18 protein-coding genes are annotated in these 21,465 nt (G+C 50.4%); 15 read left to right on the top strand and 3 right to left on the bottom strand.

Going from position 1 to position 21,465, the window contains the following annotated elements:
- Positions 1 to 15: 15 nt before the first annotated feature.
- From B1748_RS04725 to B1748_RS04710, 4 genes are read left to right on the top strand one after another with little or no spacing between them, the layout of a single operon-like run.
- Positions 16 to 1,089: an EpsG family protein gene (locus B1748_RS04725; protein WP_087566695.1), complete on the top strand. Its 1,074-nt coding sequence runs from the start codon at positions 16 to 18 to the stop codon at positions 1,087 to 1,089.
- 49 nt (positions 1,090 to 1,138) lie between these two features.
- Positions 1,139 to 1,876, top strand: a complete 738-nt coding sequence (locus B1748_RS04720) for a glycosyltransferase family 32 protein (RefSeq protein ID WP_087566694.1) — start codon at positions 1,139 to 1,141, stop codon at positions 1,874 to 1,876.
- A 59-nt stretch (positions 1,877 to 1,935) separates the two neighbouring features.
- Positions 1,936 to 2,541: a sugar transferase gene (locus B1748_RS04715; RefSeq protein WP_087566923.1), complete on the top strand. Its 606-nt coding sequence runs from the start codon at positions 1,936 to 1,938 to the stop codon at positions 2,539 to 2,541.
- A gap of 6 nt (positions 2,542 to 2,547) precedes the next feature.
- A complete protein-coding gene (locus B1748_RS04710; protein WP_143810237.1) occupies positions 2,548 to 3,744 on the top strand; it encodes a DegT/DnrJ/EryC1/StrS family aminotransferase in 1,197 nt (398 codons plus the stop codon).
- 24 nt (positions 3,745 to 3,768) lie between these two features.
- Here the strand turns inward: B1748_RS04710 and B1748_RS04705 are convergent, their stop codons facing one another.
- Positions 3,769 to 4,428 carry a NeuD/PglB/VioB family sugar acetyltransferase gene (locus B1748_RS04705; protein ID WP_087566693.1) on the bottom strand — a complete coding sequence of 220 codons (660 nt, stop codon included), beginning with the start codon at positions 4,426 to 4,428 and terminating at the stop codon, positions 3,769 to 3,771.
- 200 nt (positions 4,429 to 4,628) lie between these two features.
- On the opposite strand from B1748_RS04705, the gene B1748_RS04700 reads away from it, so the two are divergent.
- The 9 genes from B1748_RS04700 to B1748_RS04660 are packed head-to-tail and all read left to right on the top strand — an operon-like array spanning position 4,629 to position 15,104.
- Positions 4,629 to 5,822: a nucleotidyltransferase domain-containing protein gene (locus B1748_RS04700; RefSeq protein ID WP_087566692.1), complete on the top strand. Its 1,194-nt coding sequence runs from the start codon at positions 4,629 to 4,631 to the stop codon at positions 5,820 to 5,822.
- A complete protein-coding gene (locus tag B1748_RS04695; protein WP_373271249.1) occupies positions 5,819 to 7,075 on the top strand; it encodes a glycosyltransferase in 1,257 nt (418 codons plus the stop codon). The genes B1748_RS04700 and B1748_RS04695 overlap by 4 nt, the downstream gene beginning before the upstream one ends.
- The gene (locus tag B1748_RS04690) at positions 7,072 to 8,157 is read left to right on the top strand and encodes a glycosyltransferase family 2 protein (protein ID WP_179215386.1); all 1,086 of its coding nucleotides are present in this window, start codon (positions 7,072 to 7,074) and stop codon (positions 8,155 to 8,157) included. Before B1748_RS04695 ends, B1748_RS04690 begins: the two co-directional genes overlap by 4 nt.
- A gap of 3 nt (positions 8,158 to 8,160) precedes the next feature.
- Positions 8,161 to 9,318, top strand: coding sequence for a polysaccharide pyruvyl transferase family protein (locus tag B1748_RS04685; RefSeq protein ID WP_087566690.1), 1,158 nt, complete (start codon positions 8,161 to 8,163; stop codon positions 9,316 to 9,318).
- Between the two features lie 4 nt (positions 9,319 to 9,322).
- The gene (locus B1748_RS04680) at positions 9,323 to 10,516 is read left to right on the top strand and encodes a glycosyltransferase (RefSeq protein WP_087566689.1); all 1,194 of its coding nucleotides are present in this window, start codon (positions 9,323 to 9,325) and stop codon (positions 10,514 to 10,516) included.
- Between the two features lie 15 nt (positions 10,517 to 10,531).
- Entirely contained in the window at positions 10,532 to 11,719 is a 1,188-nt protein-coding gene (locus tag B1748_RS04675; protein WP_087566688.1) for a glycosyltransferase, read from the top strand.
- A gap of 41 nt (positions 11,720 to 11,760) precedes the next feature.
- On the top strand, positions 11,761 to 12,327 hold the full coding sequence (locus tag B1748_RS04670; protein WP_087566687.1) for an acyltransferase: 567 nt from the start codon (positions 11,761 to 11,763) through the stop codon (positions 12,325 to 12,327).
- Positions 12,328 to 12,354: 27 nt separating this feature from the next.
- Positions 12,355 to 13,530, top strand: a complete 1,176-nt coding sequence (locus tag B1748_RS04665; RefSeq protein ID WP_087566686.1) for a glycoside hydrolase family 88 protein — start codon at positions 12,355 to 12,357, stop codon at positions 13,528 to 13,530.
- On the top strand, positions 13,527 to 15,104 hold the full coding sequence (locus tag B1748_RS04660; RefSeq protein WP_087566685.1) for a lipopolysaccharide biosynthesis protein: 1,578 nt from the start codon (positions 13,527 to 13,529) through the stop codon (positions 15,102 to 15,104). Before B1748_RS04665 ends, B1748_RS04660 begins: the two co-directional genes overlap by 4 nt.
- A 67-nt stretch (positions 15,105 to 15,171) precedes the next feature.
- On the opposite strand, the gene B1748_RS04655 is transcribed toward B1748_RS04660, so the two are convergent.
- A complete protein-coding gene (locus B1748_RS04655; protein WP_087566684.1) occupies positions 15,172 to 16,065 on the bottom strand; it encodes an SP_1767 family glycosyltransferase in 894 nt (297 codons plus the stop codon).
- Positions 16,066 to 16,235: 170 nt separating this feature from the next.
- On the opposite strand from B1748_RS04655, the gene B1748_RS04650 reads away from it, so the two are divergent.
- Both B1748_RS04650 and B1748_RS04645 read left to right on the top strand, forming a co-directional pair.
- A complete protein-coding gene (locus B1748_RS04650; protein WP_179215384.1) occupies positions 16,236 to 17,348 on the top strand; it encodes a glycosyltransferase family 2 protein in 1,113 nt (370 codons plus the stop codon).
- Between the two features lie 159 nt (positions 17,349 to 17,507).
- Positions 17,508 to 19,832, top strand: a complete 2,325-nt coding sequence (locus tag B1748_RS04645; RefSeq protein ID WP_256975541.1) for a helix-turn-helix domain-containing protein — start codon at positions 17,508 to 17,510, stop codon at positions 19,830 to 19,832.
- On the opposite strand, the gene B1748_RS04640 is transcribed toward B1748_RS04645, so the two are convergent.
- Entirely contained in the window at positions 19,829 to 21,460 is a 1,632-nt protein-coding gene (locus B1748_RS04640) for an extracellular solute-binding protein (RefSeq protein ID WP_087566681.1), read from the bottom strand. The two genes, B1748_RS04645 and B1748_RS04640, sit on opposite strands and share 4 nt — an antisense overlap.
- Positions 21,461 to 21,465 lie beyond the last annotated feature (5 nt).

Here is a 21,465-nt window from a genome sequence, read left to right as displayed (position 1 = left end):
GGGTGCTGTAGAGGGATGGAGATGATATGGTTCGCGCTGCTCGCTGTATTTTTTAACGCCTTCATGGCGCGATACTTTGCCGCATCCACGGCGGACGGTCCGCTCGGCATTCGCCCTAATCGGTTTTATATGGCGCTTGGCGCGGCTTGCCTTATTCTGGTATCGGGTCTTCGGAATAATATCGGGGATACGTATCTGTACATGCATAGCTACAGGGTGGAGGATTTCTCCTGGAGCAGCGTCCTCCAGAAGGACGATATCGGCTTCAACTTGTTCCAGATGCTGCTGAAGCAATACACGGAGGATCCGCAGCTCATGATTATGCTGACGGCGCTCGTTACGAACGCGCTGATCATCATCGTGTTCTGCCAATATTCCCGGATGATCGAGCTCAGCTTGTACGCCTACATTACGACGGGATCGTTTATCGTATCCATGAACGGCATTCGCCAATTTTTGGCTGCCGCCATCGTATTCACCGCGACTAGGGCGCTGCTGGAGGGGAAATGGAAAATTTATTTTGCCATCGTCATTCTGGCTTCCTTTTTCCACCAGAGCGCGCTTATTATGCTGCCCATCTATTTCCTGGTCAGACGCCGGGCTTGGACGCTGACGACCATGCTGCTGCTTTCCTTGGGCATTCTGATCGTGGTCGGCTACAACTACTTCTCCAGCGCCTTGTTCTCTATCATCGAGAACACGCAATACTCGGGGTACCGGAGCTTCCAGGAGGGCGGCGCCAACGTGCTGCGAGTCATCGTCTTCGTCATTCCTCTGGCTATTGCGTTTCTGGGCAAGGATAAGCTGCGGCGTCTGTTCCCAGGAGGCGACGTGATCGTCAATTTATCGCTGGTAGGCGCGGTTATTATGATTATTTCGACGCAAAACTGGATTTTCGCCCGGCTTGGCATCTACTTTTCGCTTTACCAGCTCATCCTGCTCGGTTGGGTCATCAAGCTGTTCCGCGAGAAGGATCAGCGGCTCATGTACATCGCTTTTATCGGCTTCTACTTTCTATACTTCTTCTACGAGAACGTCATCGTACTGGATATTCGGTACGCCAGCGACTATATCCGGTGGCCATTCTGATAGAGGTTGTTGAACCCGTACTAAAATCCGAATTCGAAGGAGGGACATGATGGAGACACGGGAACAAATTCCCCGGATCATCCACTATTGCTGGTTCGGCCGCGGCGAAAAGCCGAGGAAGATTCGGACCTGCATGAACAGCTGGAAGAAACGGCTCGGGAGCGGCTACACGTTTATGGAGTGGAACGAAGACAACTTCGATCTGAATCGGTCCAAGTATGCAAAAGAAGCGTACGAAGCCCGCAAATATGCGTTCGTGAGCGATTACGTCCGGCTGCATGCGTTATATCATGTCGGCGGCATCTATCTGGATACCGATGTCGAAGTAGTGAAGCCGCTGGATCCGCTGCTGACGCATGAAGCGTTTTCCGGCTTCGAGGACGAAAGCTTCCTGCAATCCGGAACGATGGGAGCGAGACCGGGACATCCGTGGATCGGCAAGCTGCTGGCGGACTATGAGCGAAGGGTGTTCCTGCTGCCGGACGGCACGTACGACATGCTTACCAACACCGCCGTCATCTCGAGACTATGCACGGAGGAGGGCCTGGCGCTGAACGGCAAGTATCAGACGCTCCCCGGAGGCGTGGTTTTCTATCCGCGCCAATATTTCAGCCCTTACGACTATATTAACGGCGGCAGTTATCTGACGGAAGAGAGCTATACGATCCATCACTTCGCGCAATCCTGGCTGCCCGCCCATGTGCGGATAAAAAGCGGCGCCAAACGCATGATCAGCCGGATCGTTGGTCCTGAGGCTATTGCCAGGGTGCGCAAGCTTCTGACCTGAAGACGCGGCTGCCCGGCAACACAAAGAGATAAAGGATAGAGAAGAGGGGCTATACGATGATCAAAAGAATGTTCGACTTAATCGCCGGAAGTCTTCTGTTGGCAGCCGCGCTGCCGCCCATGGCAGTTATCGCCTTGCTTGTCCGTTTGAAGCTAGGTTCCCCGGTTTTGTTCAAGCAGGAGCGTCCGGGCCTCCATGGTCGCCCCTTCCTGCTGTATAAATTTCGTACGATGACGGACGAACGGGACGGGGAAGGACAGCTGCTTTCGGATCATCTCCGGCTAACGCCGTTCGGCCTGCTGCTCCGCAAGTTGAGTCTCGACGAGCTGCCACAGTTGCTTAACGTCGTGAGAGGCGAGCTGAGCCTTGTAGGGCCGAGACCTCTGCTTATGGATTACCTGCCGCTGTATACGGAGGAGCAGGCGAAGCGCCATCTGGTACGGCCGGGGATTACGGGGTGGGCGCAGGTAAACGGACGCAACGCCGTATCGTGGGAGGAGCGTTTCGACAAGGATGTATGGTACGTCGAGAATCGTAGCTTCTGGCTGGATATGCGGATTCTGTTGTTGACGGTGAAGCGGGTGCTCCGATCCGACGGAATCAGCAACGGCAGCCATGCGACGATGCCGGTATTCGAAGGACAAGGCCATAACCAGAAAGGATGATATCGGATGAGTCAGCAGCAACAAAGCGGAGGAAGCCGCATCTATCTGTCCTCTCCCCATATGAGCGGCAAGGAACAGGCTTATATCGACGAGGCGTTCCGGAGCAATTGGATCGCCCCGCTTGGTCCCCACATTAACGCATTCGAGCAGGAGCTTGCATCGTATGTAGGCTCCCGCGGCGCAACGGCGGTCAGCTCCGGCACGGCCGCCATCCATCTGGCCTTGCAATTGCTGGGCGTCGGCGAAGGCGATCAGGTCATATGTCCCAGCTTCACATTCATCGCGACGGCAAATCCTATTGTTTATCTTGGCGCGAAGCCGTTGTTCGTCGATTCGGAGCCCGACACCTGGAATATGTCGCCGGTCGCGCTGGAGCGCGCGCTTCGGCATGCATCCGCGGCAGGCCGGCTCCCCAAAGCGGTCATCGTCGTTCATCTCTACGGGGGAATGGCGAATATGGAGCGGATCATGGAGATTTGCGACAGGTACGGCGTCCCTGTCGTCGAGGATGCGGCGGAATCGCTTGGCTCTACCTACCGGGGACGCCAGAGCGGTACATTAGGCCATTTCGGCATCTATTCCTTCAACGGCAATAAAATTATTACCACTTCCGGCGGAGGGATGTTGGTATCCGATCATACGGACGCGCTGGAGCGAGCCAAATTTCTCGCGACGCAGGCCAGAGACGCGGCCGTGCATTACCAGCACAGCGTAATGGGCTATAACTATCGGATGAGCAACGTGTTGGCCGGGATCGGCAGGGCGCAGCTGGAAGTGCTGGATCAACGCGTTCAGGCGAGGAGAGAGGTATACCGCAGATACGAGGAAGCGCTGGGAAAATACGAGGCTATCGCGTTTATGCCGGAGCCGGAGGGCACTTGCGGCAATCGCTGGCTGACGGCGCTGACTATTAAGCATCCCGGCGCGGAGGCGATTATCGCGGGTTTGCTGGACGCTCTCGGGGAAGCCAATATCGAGGCCAGGCCATTGTGGAAGCCGCTGCACCTGCAGCCGCTCTTCCGGGGAACAACCTTTTATGGACATTACGAGCAGGGAAGCTCCGTATGCGAAGAGCTCTTTCGCACGGGGATCTGTCTCCCTTCGGGCTCCAATATGAGCCCGGAGGAACAGGACCGGGTCATTGCCGTTATCGAGGACGCGGCGAGAGGGCTGCGTTCCGCGTCGACCGAAGCGGCGAGCTAGCCGGTTAAGGCGCCTGCTATCCATTCACAAATATCGTTCGCCGCTCGTGCGGGAGCGAACGGCACGGGCGGGCGTGCCATAGGCGACGGTATGGGACGCGATATTGCGAACGACGGTTGAGCCTGCGCCGATCACGCAATGCTCGCCTATCGCGACGCTATGAATAATAGACGCGCCGATAGCGACTGCCGTATAGTCGCCGATGGCCGCATTCCCTCCAGTGGCGGCCTTCGGCGCGAGGCTGACGAATGAGCCGATGCGGGAATCGTGTTCGATGCAGCTGCCGGCATACAAGACGGCATGCTCCCCAATCTCGGCGTCGCTTCCGACGACGGAGCCTGCCATCACGACGGAGCCCGCCCCGATGCGGGCTCCTCTTGCGACGGAAGCCGCGGGATGAACGGCGGTCACGAAAGGCAGCTCCGGCCGAATGCGGGATATGCCTCGAACGACAAGGCCGCGAGTCCAGTTGTCGCCGATCGCCGCGATGGCTCCCCCAGCTTGGTTATTCCGGTCTGCAAGCCACGTCTCATCCCCTATTACGCTATATCCGTACACCTGCTCTCCGACTGGCTTGCCTCCGTCCAACAATCCGATGATTTCGTACGCGCCTTGCCGCTCTATCGTATCGATCACGGCTTTGGCATGTCCGCCTGCCCCGAACACAATGATTCCATTCGACATTCCGTCATCCCCTTCGCTTATACGTTTTCTATGATTATGCACTAATTCTAGCATACCCTTGCTCCGGATGATCCGGAATTTTGTAGAATTATGGGCGGCGCAATTGACAGAACAACGGTCGGGTGATAATCTGTAAATGTGTTCGTTTTATAGAACAAAAATTATTTTTTGTTCGTTATTTGCGAATGAAGGAGACCGTCATGAAAATGGAAGCCGCGCTCAATACCGAAGATTTGTCACAAGAACTACGACTGCTGCTTGCCTTCCTTGAGATGGAGGAAGGCACGGAGATGAGCTTCGAGCTCTGGGAATTAATGAAAGACGCGAATTGGCATACCTTCATCGAGCTGGCGCGGCATCACCGCGTGTTCCCGACGATGAACAGGAAGCTGCAGGAACATCGGCCGATCAACGTGCCCGCCTTCGTTATCAGCATGTTCCAGCGGGACTACTACCGGAATACGATTACGATGCTCGCGTTGAGCGGCGAGATGGAGCGGCTTTCCTCGTTGTTCGAGAATCGCGGCATTCGCGCTTTGTTTCTAAAGGGGCCTGTAATCGCGGCCGACTTGTATGGCGATGTATCGCTGCGAACGTCCTGTGATCTTGACGTGTTGGTGCCGCTGGAAAGCCTCCAGGCCGCAGAGGAGCTTCTCGTGTCGCTGGGCTACGAGAAGGATGACTACATTACAAGCGTGCTGAACGATTGGAAGTGGAGACATCACCATATCACCTTTCTGCATCCCGGAAAGGGGATCAAGGTAGAGGTGCACTGGCGGCTTAACCCATCTCCGTCCAAGGAGCCCGGCTTCGAAGAGCTGTGGAGCAGGAAACGTCAGAGCTCGCTTATAAGCAGACCGATCTACTATCTCGGCAGGGAGGATCTGTTCTTGTTTCTCGTCTCCCACGGAGCCCGTCATGGCTGGTCAAGGCTTCGCTGGCTGCTGGATATTAAGCAGCTGATGAATCAGCGGATCGACTGGCCCAGGCTGACATCCCATCTGCGCAAGCATCAGATGCTCCATATCGGAGGGCAGGCGCTGTTTCTTGCTGCGAAGCTGCTTGCTGCGCCGCTTCGCGAGGAGATGAAGCCGCTTCTGACGTCCCGCAAGGCGGGATGGTTAGCCGAGGACACGATGTTTTATATGCGTCGAACCGTTAATCTGCATACGCCGCCCGTACCCAAGGAGGTCGAGCGTTATCATAAACAATATTTGTTCGGACTGCTGACCATGCGTCAGAAATGCCTGTATGTGCTGAGCGTCATGCATCCCTTCTACGAGGACACGGAAACTTTGCCGTTGCCGCAGAAGCTTCACTTCCTATATTTCGGCCTGCGTCCGTTTTTGTGGTTGTGGAGGAAGGCGAAGGGCGCCAGGGAACATAAAACATGAAGACTGATTGGAGGAGAAGCGGCGTGGGCAAGGTGTTGATTGCTTCGTACGACATGGAGGTTGGAGGCGTAGAACGCAGTCTTGCGGGATTGCTTAATGAGTTCGATTACGATCGCTATCAGGTCGATGTGATGCTGTATCGTCATCGCGGCGATTTCATGGGTTTGCTTAATCGAAGGGCCAATCTATTGGCCGAGAGTCCGGCATACGCAACGTTCCGATCATCCATAATGGCGACGGTGAGGTCGGGGAAGCTGGGGCTGGGCATGGCCCGTGTGTTGGCCAAGGCGGTTGCGTCCGTTACGGGGTCGAGACAGGGGCTGACGGAGCCCGGGTACTTGCAAATGCAGCTGACTTGGAAGTATGCGTTGCCATTCCTGCCGAATCAGCTAGGCGAATACGATGCCGCGATCAGTTATCTGTGGCCTCATTATTACGTAGCGGATAAAGTATCGGCTAAGCGCAAGCTGGCTTGGATTCATACAGACTATTCGACTGTCGAGACCAATGTGGAGCAGGATCTGGTCATGTGGCGCAAGTTTGATGCTATCGTCGCAGTATCGGAGGCATGCAAGGAGTCGTTTCTAAGCAAGTACGGAGAGCTGAGGAGCCGGGTACGCGTCATCGAAAATATTGTATCGCTGGAATCAGTGCGTACGCTCGCCGGGGAGATCGAAGGGACGGATGCCGAAGCCATGCTCGCGGACTCCAGGTTCAAGCTGCTGACTGTAGCGCGATTATCCCATGCCAAAGGAATTGATCAGGCTGTGCAAGCACTGAAGCTGCTTGCGGATCGCGGCATGCGGGATATCGTCTGGTACGTCGTCGGTTATGGGGGCGACGAAGACTCTATTCGCGAGCTGATCCGGCAGAATGGACTGCAAAATTCATTCGTTCTTCTCGGTAAGCAGCTTAATCCTTATCCGTTCATGGCAGCTTGCGATCTATATGTGCAGCCTTCCCGCTACGAGGGCAAGGCCGTTACGGTTACGGAAGCCCAGATGCTCGGCAAACCCGTGATGATTACTCGTTATTCCACGGCGGCAAGCCAGGTGAATGACGGGTATGACGGATATATCGCGGAGCTGTCTGCGGAAGGGATCGCGGACGGCATCGAGCATCTGTATCGGAATGATGGGCTGCGCGCCGAACTGAGCGAGTATTGCCGTACACAAAATTACAGTTGCGGCGAGCAATTAGAGCAGCTCTACGAACTGATCGGCGACAGAACGGAGTGGAGGGGGTCGGCTTGACTTCGATTGCAAAAGTATCGTCTAACGAGGCAAGACCTTTTCCTTTTAAAATAACTGTCGTTATACCAGTTTATAATGCGGAACAATATTTGACGGAGTGCGTGCAGTCGCTTATCAAACAGACATTGCAGGAATGCGAGTTCATTTTCGTCGACGATGGGTCGCGTGATGGAAGCCGGACGATCCTGGAGCGTTACCGGAGGGAAGACGGACGCATTCGAGTCATTTATCAAGAGAACAGAGGCGTCAGTGCCGCAAGAAATGTCGGTATCTCCGTGGCAAAAGGCGAATATATCGGGTTTGTGGACGCAGACGATTGGGTGAAACCTGAGATGTTCGAGGTGATGTTTGAAGCCGCTGTTTCCTCGCGTAGCGACATCGTTGTTATCGATTATGAAAGCCAGATTGGAGAGCGCAAGGGATGTTCACGTCACGAATTCCCGGCAGATAGAAGGCTGGATCGGACATACATAAAGAAGGAAGTAATGCCGTTGTTTATGATGGGCTGGTCCATGAACACGGTATGGAACAAATTGTTCCGAAAGCAATTAATCTATCGGCACGACATCTCCTTTCGCAAGGGAATGACGCTTGGAGAAGATAAAGTGTTTGCGATGGAGTTGTTCGCGGTCGCCGACTCCATGATTTATTTAAATTATGTCGGCTATCACTATCGTGAAGTATACGGCAGCGCCACCAGAAATTTGGCAAAGATGGACTACTTTGCACATGCAATTGAGGTGTACGAGGAGAAGTATCCGCAAGCTTACGAGAAGCTTGTGGAGCCAGGCGAACTGACTCGATTGAAGTCAATCGAATTTATTAAGGCGATTATTTCCTATGTCCATCTCTATTATGAGCCGGCCAACGGGTTGAGCCTAAGGCAAAAGATAGGTTCGGTCAAAGAAATGCTCGCGCATCCTGCCGTCCGCGCCGCGCTCCCGGCATATGCCCATCATAGGCAAAATGCCGGCAGGTACGAGCAATGGATTTTACGAATGATGGGTATGCAATCGGCATTGGGATTATATGGTCTGACCGCGTACAGCAGATTTCGAAACGATACGAACACGGGAGGTTAAGAAATGAAAATTATGATGTTTGCGCATGGCGGGAGCCAGAATCGCGGCTGCGAGGCGATTGTGCGGTCAACCACAAATCTGATCAAAGACCAAATTGGAGGATCGAAGGTCTATCTGGCTTCCGGCAAGCCTGATACGGATGAAATCATTGGCCGATTGGATGGCATATTTGACGGTTCGGCTTCCACCATTGACAAGTATTCAATGGAATGGTTCTTATCTCTCCTTCAGAACAAATTATTCCAGAGGGAATCTTATGCACTTGGGAAAATTGAGGCTAAAACGATCAGCCGCATAGCGGAAATGGATGTTGTGATGTCCATAGGTGGCGATAATTATTGTTATGGTGAGCAGCCGGGCTGGTACGAAATCGACAGAAGGGTGAAGCTTAAGGGGAAAAAGTTAGTCCTGTGGGGTTGCTCGATCGGCGAGGAGGACATGTCTGCGGAGAAGCTGGAGGACTTGCAACGATTTGATTTAATCGTAGCCAGGGAATCGTTGACCTACCAGATGCTCAAAGAAAAGGGACTCACGCAAGTTAAGCTTGCGGCCGATCCGGCGTTTACTATGGAGCAGATACAATTGCCGCTTCCTCCAGGCTGGCAAGAGGGCAATACGATCGGCCTGAATTTCAGTCCCTTGGTCTGGAAGCTGAATGAACAGTCCAGGCTCTCTGTCATGCAGCTGATCGAGCATATTCTGGATACGACCGATATGACAATTGCTTTTACCCCCCATGTCATCTATGAGGGAAATAACGATTATGAGGTGCTTCATTCCTATTATGAACAATTCCGTTCTAGTGGAAGAGTGCTGTTGTTGCCCGATAATCTGACCGCCATACAGTACAAAGGCTATATTGCACGCATGCGATTTTTTATCGGAGCAAGGACTCATGCGACGATTGCGGCTTATTCCAATCATGTGCCGACCATGGTGCTAGGTTACAGTGTGAAGTCAAAGGGGATCGCCAAAGATATATTCGGCGAAGAGAAGCTAGTGCTCCACCTCAAGGAACTGTCCGATTTCAACAAGCTGAAGGCGGGATTTGCGGAGTTGCTAAGAGATGAACATGTGATCAGGCAACAACTGGTCAACGCGATGCCGGGCGTTAGGCAGCGCTCTTTGCAGGCCGTCGATTATTTACGAGAGTTAGGATAAGGCGATGAAGAAGAAACTATTGTTTGTTATACCCAGTCTGGCTGCAGGCGGTGGAGAACGCAGTCTCGTGAATCTGTTGTCACAGATCGATTATTCGAAGTTCGATGTTGACGTGTTTTTGTTCCATCAGGTAGGAATGTTTCTCGAACATCTTCCTGAGCAAGTGAGTCTATTGCCGCATCCGATCAATTACCGAAGGTTTATCCTTCCTCTCTCTCAATCGCTTGCGGCTTTTTTGAGCAGGGGCCAGTTTCGACTCGCTTATCGGCGGTTAAGGTATGCCATGGTACATCGTACTCCCTTAAGCGTTGGGGAAAGAGAGCAGAAAGCATGGAAACACATGGCGGAAACGTTGCAAGGCTTCACCGGCGTTTATGATACGGCGATCGGATTCCTGGAGAAAACATCCATCTATATGTGCGTGGATCATATTCGAGCCAACTCGAAAATCGGCTGGATTCACAATGATTATTTAAAATTGGAGACGAACGCCGCATTCGACCAACGATACTTCAGGCGATTAAATCATATCGTAACGGTGTCAGACGAATGTGCGGCAACCTTAAAAAGCGTCTTTTCCGAACAAAGCAACAAAGTTAGTATTATTCATAACATCGTGTCGCCAAACATAATATGCCGACTGGCGCAACATGTGCAGCAGGATTTGTTCGAGCGACGGGATCAGGAGACGGTCATCTTAACGATTGGAAGACTCCATTCCCAAAAGGGACTGGAGCTTGCCGTAGAAGCCTGCCGGATCTTGCTGGACAGGGGACTATCCATTCAATGGAACGTGATTGGGGAGGGAGAGGAGAGAGAGAGCCTGGACCGACTAATAGATCGTTACCGATTAGGTCAATCGTTCCGTCTGCTCGGTTTACGCTCTAATCCGTACCCCTATCTTCATCAAGCTGATATTTACGTGCAGACTTCCAGATTCGAGGGTAAATCGATTGCGATCGACGAAGCGAAAATATTAAATAAGCCGATTGTGGTCACGAATTTCAGCACGGCCAAGGATCAGATCCGGCATGATGTCGACGGCTTGATCGTTGGGATGAATGCGGAAAGTATAGCTGACGGAATTATGCGATTGATCGAGAACAAGGAGCTGCGAAATCGCTTGTCTCAAGCGTTGTCCGGCATGGATCTGGGAACGGAGGACGAGATTAAAAAGCTTTATCAGCTTCTTGCTTGATTGAGGAGGATAGGCGTGAGAACAAAAGTATTATTTGTCATGAATAATTTGCAATGCGGAGGAGCAGAAAAGTCGCTTGTATCGTTGCTTAACACCATCGATCACTCCAGATTTCAAGTGGATTTGCTGCTGTTTAAGCGGGAAGGCATGTTTATGAAGCAACTACCTCCCGAAGTCAAGCTAATTGATGTTATGCCGGGCTATCAGTTATTTGATATGCCGATCAGCCAGGCACTCCGGGCATGTCTGCGGGATCGGCAGTACCGGATAGCTTTGGCGCGCATTCGGGCGGGATTTTTATTCCGTGGAAATGATAATGCGGCAAGGAAAGAGCAACGCTTGTGGAAACATCTTTCCCTGGCTCTTCCCAATGTCAGGGAGCCGTATGATGCGGCGATCGGTTTTTTGGAAAAAACGCCCGTATACTTTTGCCTGGACAAGGTGGAAGCAAAGGTGAAACTTGGATTCATACATAACGATTACGAAAAGCTAGGTATGGATCCCACCCTAGACGTTCGCTATTTCCACAAGCTCGACTATCTAGTAACAGTCTCAGACACATGTTCTGAAGTTCTTATGCGTTTATTTCCCGAGCAGACTGGAAAGGTAAAGGTCATTCAGAACGTCGTATCCCCAGCGCTGATCCGCGCGTTAGCAGGACAGAACGATTCGATAGGGGCGCTAGATGAAAGCATTACGATCGTGTCAGTTGGTAGATTGACAGCACAAAAAGGATTTGATTTGGCTGTGCATGCATGTCGCTTGCTCCGGGATCGCGGTTATCGTGTTCAGTGGAATGTTATAGGGGAGGGAGAAGAACGTCAGGAGCTGGAAAGAATGATCGAGAGGATGTCACTACAAGATCACTTTCACTTGCTGGGTCCCAAGGAAAATCCGTATACGTTCATCAGCCAGGCGGATCTCTACGTGCAGCCCTCTCGTTTCGAAGGGAAAGCGATAGCGATTGATGAAGCGAAGATTCTAGGCAAGCCGATTGTCGTGACGAACTTCTCCACTGCTTCTGATCAAATCCGGCATGGACACAACGGTTGGATCACAGGCATGAGCGCAATTGAGCTTGCAGAAGGCATCGCGGAAGTGCTGGGCAATGAGGACTTAAAGCAATCATTTTCACAAAGACTTTCAGAAGAAAACTTGGGCACGGAGGCGGAAATAGAGAAGTTGTACGAACTGCTGACCTAATCGTTAGCATATGTACGTTCTTCAATTAAGGCGGTGTGCAGATGAGCAAGAAGCTATTGCATTTTGTTCGTGCGAGATGGCGGAAATGGCTGCTTGAGGAACTGTGGATGGAGGATTACATCCGGGCTGGGATGAAGGTGGGCGAAGGTTGCTCGATACAGCCGGGCGTCGTTTTCGATTATTCGCATTGCTGGCTCATACGGATCGGCAATCATGTGACAATCGCTCCCGAAGCTTACTTGCTGGCGCATGATGCAAGCAGCAAACCGGCGGTCGGTTCTACACGGATCGGTACGGTCATAATTGAGGACTACGCTTTCATCGGCGCACGCGCAATCATTATGCCCGGCGTATCCGTCGGAAGAGAAGCGATCGTGGCGGCGGGAAGCGTGGTGACGAAGTCCGTACAGGCGCGAACCATCGTGGCGGGCAATCCGGCAAAGCCGATCGGCAGCGTCGAGGAATACGCAGGGAAGCTCGGCCTGTTGACGGAGACGGCCATCTACTACGACGTCTCATATACCTTGGGAGGACGGATTACCGCCGGAAAAAAAGAAGAGATGTTCCGCGTTTTGGCTGAGGGCACGAACGCCGGATTTGTCAAATGAAGCAAGCGGAAGGAAGGAGATCCCACTTTGATTCAGTTTTTAGCTCTCGCCGTTGTGGCGCTCTGTTTGGCCGTTGCGCTGATCGACGGCATACCCATTGCACGAGATTGGCTGGGCCGCATTCATATCGGCCGTTACGGCAGCCGCCGGGACTGGAAAGGCGCGATCACGTCAACGGGCATGCGATGGCTGGGGCGGACGCCGACGATTAAGGTGACGGACAATACGCGGCTGATCGTCATCGACATGCTCAAGGGAAACTATAGCCGCAGCGCGATCCAGCATTGGCAAGAAGCCGCTTTATTGTTGGGACTAGCGGAATATAGAAGCTGCGGCGGAGGAGACGAAACCCTCGATCGGAGGGCGAAGCGCTTTTACAAGGAGAAGTTTCGTTCAGATGGTCATTGGCGGGAAACTCCCCAACATGTGGATGCCGGTATTTTGGCTTACGGGGTCATGAAGCTGGCAGGAAACGAGGTCGATCGCTTCAAGCCCGCCCTGGATGAGGTATGGCAGTTGATTCGCACCCATGTCGGGAGCGACGGTACCGTGAAGTACAGGTTGTCGATGCCGCATTATCGTTATGTGGATACGATCGGCTTTATCTGTCCGTTTTTGATCGCCTATGGCACGCGGTATGGGATTCAGGAGTGCGTGGAGCTGGCGGTTCGCCAATTGCGGCAATACGAAAACAACGGCATGCTGGAAGGACATTATATTCCAAGCCATGCCTATCATGTGGAGCAGAGTATGCCTGCAGGTCTGTACGGCTGGGGCAGAGGGCTCGGCTGGTTTGCGATCGGCCTCATTGATGCGTGGTCGGAGCTGCCCGACAACTCGCGCTATAGAGATGAGCTGACTGGCATGGTGAACCGTTACGCGGCTGCCGTGCTTGCCTTCCAGCGCAAGAACGGCAGCTGGAGCTGGTCGGTCAATCGAGAAGAAGCGAGAGCGGACTCCTCCGCAACTGCAACGCTCGGCTGGTTTCTGCATCAAGCGGCTTCTATACCGGAATTGCAGGATCGCTGCAGTAAAGGGGCGGAGCGTGCAGCCGGTTATTTGATGGGGGTGACGCGGCGTGGAGGCGAGGTTGATTTCTCCCAGGGAGATACGAAGGACATCGGCGTATATTCTTCTCTGTTCGGCATACTGCCCTTCACGCAGGGGTTCGCTATCAGGCTTGCTTGCGCGATGAAGTTATGAGAACAAAGCATACGCTGCTTAATATCTCCGCGGGACTTGCCAATCAACTCATCATTACGCTGCTTGGCTTCGTGTCCAGAACGGTGTTCATCCATAGTCTGGGCATCGACTACCTGGGCGTTAATGCCTTGTTTACGAGCGTATTGGCGATGTTGTCGCTTGCAGAGGCGGGAATCGGCTCCAGCATCGTATTCAACTTGTATAAGCCTGTCGCGGAGAAGAATCGCCTGCAGATATTGGCCTTGATGAAGCTATACCGCAATACGTACCGTATCATCGCACTCGTTGTGACGGCGCTGGGACTTGCGGTGCTGCCGTTCCTCGACCTGATCGTCAAGGGAGCCGACGTGCCGCATATCGAGCTTGTTTATCTCATTTTCCTGGTCAATACGGCGGTTCCGTATTTGTTCGTCTATAAGCATTCCTATCTGAACGTCAATCAGAAGAACTATATCGTTACGGCCGTCTTCTCGATTTCGTCCATTATTTCGACGGTTATCCGCATCGCCATTTTGTATTATACAGAAAATTATTTATTGTATCTGGCGGTCGACACGGTCATTACGATCGCGACTTCCATCATTTTGACGGTTATCGTGAACCGAAAGTATCCTTATCTGAAGTTCGGCAAGGCCGATACGCTGGATCCTGAGACCAAACGGAATTTCCTTCGCAATATGAAGGCGATCTTTATCCAAAATGTCGGGTCTTATTTCATATTCGGGGTCGAGAGTATTCTCATCTCAACCTTCATTAGCATTGCCGCGGTGGGGCTGTATGCCAACTATAAGATGCTTATCGATATAAGCCGGACATTCGTCAATCAAATATTCAGCAATATGTATCATAGTGTCGGCAATTTGGTAGCGAAGGAGAGCGCCGACAAAATCTACGAGGTATACAAAGCGACCATGCTGTTGAACTTTTGGTTATATTCGATGCTCGGCATCGGTATGTTTTTGTTGCTGGGGCCTTTCATTCGACTATGGCTGGGAGACTCCTTCTTGTTGTCGGGAGCAGTCGTGCCCGTGCTTGTCGCCGCATTTTATGAACGGGGCATGCGCAATTCCATTACGACGGTAAAGACGACGGCTGGCATCTTTCACGAGGATCGTTACGCGCCTTTGCTGCAGGCAGCCATTAATCTTGGCGCTTGTCTACTGCTGGTGCGCGAGTTGGGACTTGGGGGCATATTTTTAGGAGGGTTGCTTAGCGCCATCGCGGTGCCGTTCTGGACAACGCCCTATCTGGTATACAAAAAGGTGTTTGGGAAACCTCTGCTTCATTATTTCTTAACGTATTTTGCCTATACGGGAGCGGGGTTGTTGGCATTGATCGTCGCTTATACCGTCTGCCAATTATGGGCGGCAGACACGATAGCTGCTTTACTGTTGCAGATAGCGGCTTGTTTGATCATTGTAAACTCGTTGTATGTCGCTTTGTTTCATCGGACAGAGCCGTTCCGGTACTTGCGCGGGGTTGCAGTCATGCTGCTAATTAAGCTGCATCGATCTGGAAGAGGTTTAATCGGAAGGAAACGTGAACTGCAGACAAATGCAGATCATCGCAATTAGCGCTTTGTGCCAGATATCGGAATAAAGGCCCTTGATCGTTCCATCGGGACGATCAAGGGCTGTACTATTAAATAATAGTGGCGCAGATTTGGTTCCAGTATAAGTTGTCTTTGTCCAGGTTTTCAACGACGACACTACCGTTGGATACTTCATTTACATATTTTCCTTCTATTTTAATTTGGCTTGGTGCTCCGCGCTTCATCCATTCATACTCCAAATCAACGTGTCCGATATCGATTGCCGAATATCCTGCAAGTCCCAGATCATAGGCGAGAACAGTAGCCGTTGGACCTAAAGCGATTAATACAAGGACATTTCTATCGAATTTTTTTATAGTATCAAGAATCTGTTCGTATTTCGAAAAAGCATTTTCAGATGGGCATAATATTCTGGTTATTTTTTCTGTATTGTCAAATAAATCATTCCCGACCCCCAGCCGGCTTTTTTCTCCTTCTACAATTAAGATGGATTTGTCCTGCCAAATGCGTTTCAATAACAAACTATTTTGTTTACTCTTGTCTTTGTCGCGATAAGGTATATAGAACCGACTTATTGCTGTATTCAAGTAGGTACGATTTCGCCTAATAGATCGATACCATTGGAATCTGTAATTGGATAAGTGATCTTGCCAAAATGATTGATTTTCTGCAGTCCGCAAGCTCAACCGTTTCGTTGAAAATACATCAGGTAAACCAATTTCAATTCCCCTCTCGTCGGAGGACAGTATTTGTTTGAGTCTGCTTGCCAGAAGCGGATTAGCTTCCTGGTACCTGATCCCTCCCCCCAATAAACACATTAGCTCGCCATCGCCAAATCGACATACGGCTTTTTTGTCGCGGATGATGGCCAACAGCGATTTTTCTACGGATAATATTTTTGGAGCGGGCCAAATAAACTTCAAAATGAATTGGTTAAATAACTTAAATGAGAAATCAATGATGGCTATAACGGCTTTCTTCATTTTCTTTTCTCCCTTATGTTTTAGATGGTGATTTTTATGTTGCAAATATAGTGTAGTTCATTATAAAGAACAGATCAATGCTTTATAAGATACAAAATCGCAAGTCTATGTTATGATGTTTTTGAGCGAGGACTGTAATCATAGGTGATGTCTGGAGAGGTGACAGCCCATTGAGTCTGATTAGCGTCATTATTCCGATTTATAACGCCGAAAGTCAGTTGAGCCAATGTTTGGAATCCGTACTTGGGCAATCGGAGACATCCTTAGAGGTCATTTTGGTCAATGACGGATCGACGGACGGCAGTCTTGCAATATGCCGGCGTTATGCGTCAAAGGATGAGCGCATCCGCCTTATCGACCAGACGAGGGGGGGCAGCATAGCTGCCAGGCGGAGGGGATTGGAGAGCGCGTCCGCTCCATACATAACGTTTGTTGACGCTGACGATTGGCTGGCGCCTATGATGCTGGAGAAACTGATGAGGACTGCCCGCAGACACGACGCGGACATCACCGTTTGCAATACGTATAAGGTGCTCGGGAGTTCTGCTCTCTTTAAGCGAATGAATAAGAGTTCTTATTTCCGGCAGGCTGAGACCCTATATCGGGGGGAGACGATTCGTTCAGAACTCGTCATTTCGTTTCTGCATGGACATTCTTTCCCGGCCTTTCTGCATGGGAAGTTATACAGGAGGCAACTTGCCGCAAGCGGAGGGATACATTTAGACAAACTTCGATTTTTCGGGGACGATCTATACTATAACCTGGAAATGTTTTTGCGCGCGCGTTCAGTAGCTGTAATATCCCAACCCTTGTATTATTACAGAGCAGGCGGATTAACGAGCCGGTACATGCCGGAGCTGCTGCAAGATGCGGTTGCCGGCTATCAGATTCAACAGTCGATCATCGAACAATATTTTTCCATTAATGAGAGAGACCAACATTGTGTCGGTAGTAATCTGATGTTATTGAACACTCTTAGAACCTACTTGCGAAAGATGTTCGAGGGCGGATTGAGCCGTGAAGAACGTTTGGCTTCGATCAAGGAGATGTGTCGGCATCCCGAAGTGATCGATTGTGCCAATCATGAGCCGACCGCCAGATTATGCAGCATTGATTTTGTTGAGGCAGTACGAAGGCTCGATTATGATTTTTTAGAGAAGGAAGGACGCAGGCAATACATCAGAAGCTGGTTGCGAAGCCGAACGATTTTTGTTGCTTCTGTGGTTGGTTCCATCAAGCCATTTTCTAACTTTAGCAAGAAAAAAGAAAAGGTGACTTCGTAATAGCCGGTTTCACCTCATCAATCGATTAAGGCAGGCGTGCATAGGGAGCACGCCTTTTCTATTTAGGTTTGGCGGTTTTTAGTCATCATATACGCCTCCGTGTATGTTAATATAACGTTAATACTGTAAAACGATAAGGTGGTTCGGATTCCCTTGAATGTGAAATCCCGAAAAAACAACGTGTTCAAACGCTTCATGGTTTCTTTTCTATTCATGTTAATCATCCCGATCGTGCTGTCCAGCTTTACCTACTACGAAGCGGTTCAAATCGTAGAGACTCAGTCCCGAGAAGCTAAGCTAAGCATATTGGAACAAGTCCGGGATGTGCTCGATAATCAATGGGCTGATATGGACGAAGCAGCTATTAAACTATCCTTCGATTCACGTCTGATGGGGCTATATCATCTACGAGCGCCGCTTGGCAATTCTCCGGAGCTCTTCGATATTTGGAATTATTATAAAGACTTTCATTCTTCAGCGCTTACAGGCAGCGCATACTCCAATACTTTTTTCGTTGTACTAAAAAATAGCGATCTCGTGTTCTCCAAAGCTCAAATGAGCGACTCATCAAAGGCATTCTATCAAGACGAGTTTCAATACGAAGGCATGTCGTACGAGGAGTGGCGCGAGCTCCTGTACGGTAAGCAGCACTTTCGAGAGATACTTCCTTCAAGGATGATACGGACGAACGGCGAAGAGAAATCCGGCATCACTTACATGACGTCTCTTCCAATCGGCAAAAACCAAGAGGTGCAAGCCGTGGTTGTATTCGCTGTTGAGGACAAAGATATTTTGAAACTAGTCGGAATCGACGATGCTGATCATACGAACGGCCAGACTTTCGCGATCCTGGATGACAATGGAGAGGTTGTCACGACAAGCGCGGACGCGCCTATTCCAGCAGAAATTCGTAATGCGCCTGATCAGAACGGATTTTTGCATGCAAAAATAGGCGGAGAAGATCATCTCTTTATCTATACGCGTTCGGCTTACAACAACTGGATGTACGTTGTGTCTTTGCCGATCGAGCAAGTGATGGGCAATGTCAAATACATCCGCACCATCGCACTGTCCGTCGCAGCAGGGACGCTCATCGTCGGGACGATCATTTCCATGTGGATGGCTTATCGGCACTCTAAACCATGGAAAGAAATTGTCGCAGTCCTCAGAGCGTTCTGGGCTAACGACCAGCCGGGCGGCAAGCCCGAGCAGTCTGAGAAGCCTGATGAGGTCGATTATTTGCAGACAAGCATTACCCGGTTAATCGATAATAATCAATCGCTGCAACAAATGCTGCAGCGACAAGCGGATACGCTTAAGAACGTTTTCATCGAGCGCCTGTTCAAGGGCGAATTTGAGGACCGCGTACAGATGCATGCTATGCTGGTTCATGCTGGTCTGAAAACGCAAGGGAACGGTTTTGTCATCGTTGTACTCCATATTTATAAAAATAACGAAATGCTCAATGCAGAGAGTCTGGAAGAGCTAAGCATCCTCCGAGCGTTGATTGAGGGGATCATTGATGATCATCTTCAAGACAGAGGCTACATTCACACCATGCATGAGAATGAGCTCGCCATCTTGGTTCGATCTGACGCTGCGGAAAAAGAAGCCTTTAGAAGCGATCTGCAAGACTTATTCCGTCAAATTAACCGGAATATCAAAGAGCAGTATTTGATCGTACCGATGATTGGCATTGGCAGCATCTACGAAGATCTGCTGGATGTACACTATTCTTACCAAGAAGCGAAGTTGGCTGTCACTAACAGCCATGCAACGGACAGTGATGAGACTGCCATCGCTTGGTATGCCCAAATGGCCAAAGAGCAGACCGGATATTATTATCCGACGGAAATGGAGATTCGTCTAATGAATGTCATTAAGGCGGGAAACTCCACAGAGCTCGGTCACATTTTGCAGCATCTGTACAATGAGAACTTTTTGAACCGAACGTTGTCCATAAGCATGAAGCAGCATCTATACAGCGAGTTGCGGGCTACGGAGCTTAAGCTGGAGGAAGAGCTCGGACAGCATGTTCTCGCCGAGGAGAATGATCCTGGTTTCGGACAATACATCACAGGCAACGAGCAAGTGTTGCGAGATATTTTTCTGCAATTCCATTACCTTTGCCGCACGAACGAGCGGAACAAGAAAAGCAGAAATACGCATCTTCTGGATCAAATCATGGCTTATATAAACGATCACTTTCAGAATCCAAACATTAACTTATACGCGATTGCTTCTCATTTTAATTTATCGGAGTCCTACTTGTCTCAGTTTTTCAAAGAGCAATCCGGGGAAACATTCAGTTCATATCTGGAAAATCTCCGCATTTCACTTGCGTGCCGATTAATAGAACAGGGTTCATTATCCATTGACAATATTGCGGTGCAAGCAGGTTATAATAGCACGCATTCGTTCCGAAGGGCGTTCAAAAGGACGATGGGAGTATCTCCATCGTCCTTTAAGGAAATGAAAGGTTAGCTGTTATTCGCCTTGTTGTAGGCATCCGTACGCAGCTTCACGACTTCCGCCAGTCCGGCTTTGTTCGCAGCGTCCATGAATTTCTTCCAGTCCGCGTCATTGGACGGGTCGAGCGCATCCGTAATGAATTTCAGCCAGTATTCGTCCCGCACACCGTTCAGTGTCGTTTCAAGCCCAAGCAGTTTCTTGCGATCGGCGTCGCTTAATTGGAGGATTGGTTCGATTGGTCCGTAATAGTTAGGCTTGGTTGGGATGACCTCGCTCATCTCCAACTTCGTTTTGTTGAAGGTTTGGTCAAAGTCTTTATAAGGTCTAATAAACCCGCCTAATCCGATTCCCCCGATATTGATGCCGTAGTTCGCCAGTTTGTTGCCCTCCGCCTGAGTAGGCGTGCTCATCGTTGGTAAGAAAGTGGGGGTACCTTCCTTCATTTCGTACGTAACCCCTTCCTTGCCGTACGTATACCAGAGCTGCCCTTCATCCGAAATGGCCCAGTTCAAGTAATCAAGCAGACGGTCAACTTTCTCCTGGCTTATACCTTGCTTAATAGCCGGTCCCCAGAAGGAATAATACGATTCTTTTTTGTAGATTGTCTTGTTCGGGTCATTGGTCGGATGGTCGAAATTTTCGACCCACGCCCATTTGACGTCGGGAGCGGCAGTCTTTTGCTGTCCTTCCATAAAGGATGGGTCGTTGATCGTTTGTGCAATGACGTGATTGCCTTGCGCAATCAGTTTGTTCGTCTGGTCGGATGTAGCTGTCGCGAAATCCTTCATTAGTAAGCCATTCGTATACATTTTGTTTAAAAATATAAGAAGGTCGCGACTTTGATCGCTAGCAAGCGGATAGGCATAGAATTGTTTGGTCATAGGGTCCACGTAGGAGTTCCAGGTTAGCAGAAGGTCAGGGAATCCGAACATTTGGAAGAACGTGCTGACAGCCCACAGCGGTGACGAAGAATTTCCTGGCGATACGAATGGAATTAGACCCGTTTTGTCTTTAATCGTTGTGAGGGTTTCGATCATTTCATCCGGCGTTTTCGGAAACTCCAATTCATATTTGTCAAATAGATCCTTGCGATATTGCCATGCGTTCTGTACTGGAATCGTCCGCTTGTTAGGTAAGAAATACAGCTTGCCATCGGAGAAGCGCGTCGACTTGAATACAGTATCCCATTCCTCGTCGCTCCAAATTTTCAGGTAGTTAGGCAGTTTTTCCTTGATTTCGTCCATTTCGAACGGGCGTAGATACCCCGCTGACATCCATTCGATCGATTTCCATTGATCTCGGGAGTAGGGGATGAACTCAGGACCGTCTCCAGTGGAGAACAGAAGTGTCGTCTTAGTCGGCCAGTCGTTGCGGCTATAGTCCTCTGCCTTGAAAACAAGGTTGAATTTCTCTTTCAGCATCTTCGCTTCCAAATCATCGATGACATTCGAGGTATCCAATATCGCTCTGGACACGGTAATCGTCAGTTCCTTGTCGTATTTGCCATTGGATGCGGTAGCTTCAGCAGTCGATGATGTTGACGGCGATGTTGACGGTGCGTCGTTGTTCTTGGCACAGCCGACGACAAGTGAAAGAGACAGGATCAAGGTTAGCGCGAACGTAAATGACTTTCTTTTCATGTTTA

Origin of the sequence: Paenibacillus sp. MY03 (genome assembly GCF_002165585.1) — a bacterium.
GTDB classification, from domain to species: Bacteria; Bacillota; Bacilli; order Paenibacillales; family Paenibacillaceae; genus Pristimantibacillus; species Pristimantibacillus agaridevorans.
The sequence above is the reverse complement of the archived record's forward strand: the minus strand, read 5'-3'. Positions and strand labels throughout refer to the sequence as shown.

Bases quoted from the DNA above. Each gene is read 5' to 3' on its own strand.
- B1748_RS04725 (WP_087566695.1), top strand. From the start codon at position 16: ATGGAGATGATATGGTTCGCGCTGCTCGCTGTATTTTTTAACGCCTTC.
- B1748_RS04720 (WP_087566694.1), top strand. From the start codon at position 1,139: ATGGAGACACGGGAACAAATTCCCCGGATCATCCACTATTGCTGGTTC.
- B1748_RS04710 (WP_143810237.1), top strand. From the start codon at position 2,548: ATGAGTCAGCAGCAACAAAGCGGAGGAAGCCGCATCTATCTGTCCTCT.
- B1748_RS04705 (WP_087566693.1), bottom strand. From the start codon at position 4,428: ATGTCGAATGGAATCATTGTGTTCGGGGCAGGCGGACATGCCAAAGCC.
- B1748_RS04700 (WP_087566692.1), top strand. From the start codon at position 4,629: ATGAAAATGGAAGCCGCGCTCAATACCGAAGATTTGTCACAAGAACTA.
- B1748_RS04695 (WP_373271249.1), top strand. From the start codon at position 5,819: ATGAAGACTGATTGGAGGAGAAGCGGCGTGGGCAAGGTGTTGATTGCT.
- B1748_RS04685 (WP_087566690.1), top strand. From the start codon at position 8,161: ATGAAAATTATGATGTTTGCGCATGGCGGGAGCCAGAATCGCGGCTGC.
- B1748_RS04680 (WP_087566689.1), top strand. From the start codon at position 9,323: ATGAAGAAGAAACTATTGTTTGTTATACCCAGTCTGGCTGCAGGCGGT.
- B1748_RS04670 (WP_087566687.1), top strand. From the start codon at position 11,761: ATGAGCAAGAAGCTATTGCATTTTGTTCGTGCGAGATGGCGGAAATGG.
- B1748_RS04660 (WP_087566685.1), top strand. From the start codon at position 13,527: ATGAGAACAAAGCATACGCTGCTTAATATCTCCGCGGGACTTGCCAAT.
- B1748_RS04655 (WP_087566684.1), bottom strand. From the start codon at position 16,065: ATGAAGAAAGCCGTTATAGCCATCATTGATTTCTCATTTAAGTTATTT.
- B1748_RS04640 (WP_087566681.1), bottom strand. From the start codon at position 21,460: ATGAAAAGAAAGTCATTTACGTTCGCGCTAACCTTGATCCTGTCTCTT.